General features: G+C 64.2%; 1 rRNA gene. It reads right to left on the reverse strand.

What is annotated here, in order from left to right:
* Positions 1-32: 32 nt before the first annotated feature.
* Positions 33-2,836: ribosomal RNA gene (locus tag GPK39_RS08460) — 23S ribosomal RNA — on the reverse strand; the annotation flags it as partial.

Genomic DNA, 2,836 nt, shown 5'->3' on the forward strand with positions numbered 1-2,836 from the left:
TGAGCGCTCAGTCCCGCGGGCCGCGAGGTGCGGTTCCGGAAGAGCTCGGGCGATTAGTGCGGCTCGGCTGAGGACGTCGCCGTCCTTGCACCTGCCGTCTATCGACCAGGTAGTCTACCTGGGCCCTTACCGGAAGGAGAACTAATCCCTGGAACGGCTTCCCGCTTAGATGCCTTCAGCGGTTATCCGCGCCGCACGCGGCTACCCGGCCGTGCCGTTGGTCGACAACCGGTTCACCGGAGGTGCGTCCACCCCGGTCCTCTCGTACTGGGGGCAGCCTCCATCGATTCTCCTGCGCCCACGGAGGATAGGGACCGAACTGTCTCACGACGTTCTGAACCCAGCTCGCGTACCGCTTTAAACGGCGAACAGCCGTACCCTTGGGACCTGCTCCAGCCCCAGGATGCGATGAGCCGACATCGAGGTGCCAAACCTTGCCGTCGATGTGGACTCTTGGGCAAGATCAGCCTGTTATCCCCGGAGTACCTTTTATCCGTTGAGCGACGGCCCACCCACTCGGGGCCGCCGGATCACTAGAGCCTGCTTTCGCACCTGCTCGGCTTGTGGGCCTCGCAGTCAAGCCCGCTTGTACTCTTGCATTCAAAAGGACGGTTGCCGACCGTCCCGAGCGGACCTTCGCGCGCCTCCGTTACCCTTTAGGAGGCGACCGCCCCAGTCAAACTGCCCGCCTGGCACGGTCCCCGAGCCGGTTGACGGCCTCGGGTTAGGACGCCGGTCGCGCGAGGGCAGTATTCCAAGGGCGGCTCCCCGGGGGCTGGCGCCTCCGGATCGATGCCTCCTGCCTATCCTCTACACGCGGGACCAGCGGCCAATGCCAAGCTGCAGTGAAGGTTCACGGGGTCTTTCCGTCCTTCCGCGGGTAAGTCGCATCTTCACGACCAGTGCAATTTCACCGGGTCCATGGTCGAGACAGCGCCCAAGTCGTTGCGCCTTTCGTGCAGGTCGGAACTTACCCGACAAGGAATTTCGCTACCTTAGGACCGTTATAGTTACGGCCGCCGTTTACCGGGGCTTGGCTTCGGGGCTTCGCCGAATCGGCTAACTCCTCCGCGTGACCTTCCGGCACCGGGCAGGCGTCAGACCCTATACGTCGCCTTGCGGCTTCTGCAGAGTCCTGTGTTTTTGGTAAACAGTCGCTTGGGCCTCTCCACTGCGGCCCGCCTCCGCTCCCGGAGCAAGTCCGTTCACGTACGCGCGGGCACCCCTTCTCCCGAAGTTACGGGGCCATTGTGCCGAGTTCCTTGACCATGGTTGACCCGATCGCCTCGGTATGTTCTACCCACCCACCTGTGTCGGTTTGCGGTACGGGCGCGCACGCGCCTGCCTAGGGGTTTTTCTAGGGACCTCGGGCTCACTCGCTTCGCTCAGTCGCTTCGTCCGGAGCCTCGCCCTCCTGCGGACCGGATTTCCCTGGTCCGCGGGCCGCGCTCCATCACGGGGACGTCCAGAACCCCGCCGAGCCACCCCCATCCGTCGCCCCGTCGGTCGTAGCGCCGCGTGCGCGGTGCAGGAATGTCTGCCTGCTGCGCGTCGGCTACGCCTACCGGCCTCGCCTTAGCCCCCGACTGACCCTGGGAGGATTAGCCTTGCCCAGGAAACCTCGGGTTCACGGCGGACGAGTTACTCTCTCGTCTCTCGCTACTCATGCCAGCATTCTCACTCCCATGCGCTCCACCGTCGGTCGCCCTCCGGCTTCTCCGCCCATGGGAAGCTCCCCTACCGATTCTAATGAATTAAAATCCCGCCGCTTCGGTGTCCAGCTTAGCCCCGTGTATTGTCGGCGCATGTCCACTCGACCAGTGAGCTGTTACGCACTCTTTGAATGGATGGCTGCTTCTAAGCCAACATCCTGGTTGTCTGGGCGGACGCACATCCTTTGCCACTCGGCTGGAACTTGGGGACCTTAGCGGGCGGTCCGGGCTGTTTCCCTCTCGAGCACACAGCTTAGCCCACATGCTCTGACTGCCGCGCTCTGGGCCGCCGGCATTCGGAGTTCGGTTGGATTCGGTAGGCGGCGAAGCCCCCTCGTCCATCCGGTGCTCTACCTCCGGCGGTGAACGCGCGACGCTAGCCCTAAAGCTATTTCGGGGAGAACGAGATATCTCCGGGTTTGATTGGCCTTTCACCCCTATCCGCAGGTCATCGCCGCCGTTTTCAACCGACGTGCGTTCGGCCCTCCACGGGGTCTTACCCCCGCTTCAGCCTGCCCACGGATAGCTCACCCGGCTTCGCGTCCGCGGCGCGGGACTCAAGTCGCCCTGTTAAGGCTCGCTTTCGCTCCGGCTCCCTTTCGGTTAACCTCGCCCCGCGCCAGCGACTCGCTGGCTCATTCTACAAAAGGCACGCCGTCACACCATAAAGGTGCTCCGACTGCTCGTGGGCGCACGGTTTCAGGTACTGTTTCACTCCCCTCCCGGGGTGCTTTTCACCTTTCCCTCACGGTACTGGTGCGCTATCGGTCACAGGGTAGTACTCAGGCTTGGATGGTGGTCCACCCAGGTTCGGACCGGGTTTCACGTGCCCGGCCCTACTCAGGGACCGCGTCGCGCCGTCCGGTCTGGGTTCGCGTACGGGGCTGTCACCCGCTGCGGCCGGCCCTCCCATGCCGTTCCGCTCCCCAGCCGGACCTGCGCCCGGGGGCGGCAGCCCCCGGATGCGCGGCCCTGCAACCCCGTCGGCGGAACCCCTGCCGGGTATGCCCGCTCGACGGTTTGGCCATCGGTCCCCTTTCGCTCGCCGCTACTCGGGGAGTCTCGAGATTGATTTCCTCTCCTCCGGGTACTTAGATGTTTCAGTTCCCCGGGTTGTCCTCCCC

Origin of the sequence: Collinsella aerofaciens (assembly GCF_018785245.1) — a bacterium.
Classification (GTDB): Bacteria; Actinomycetota; Coriobacteriia; order Coriobacteriales; family Coriobacteriaceae; genus Collinsella; species Collinsella aerofaciens_AD.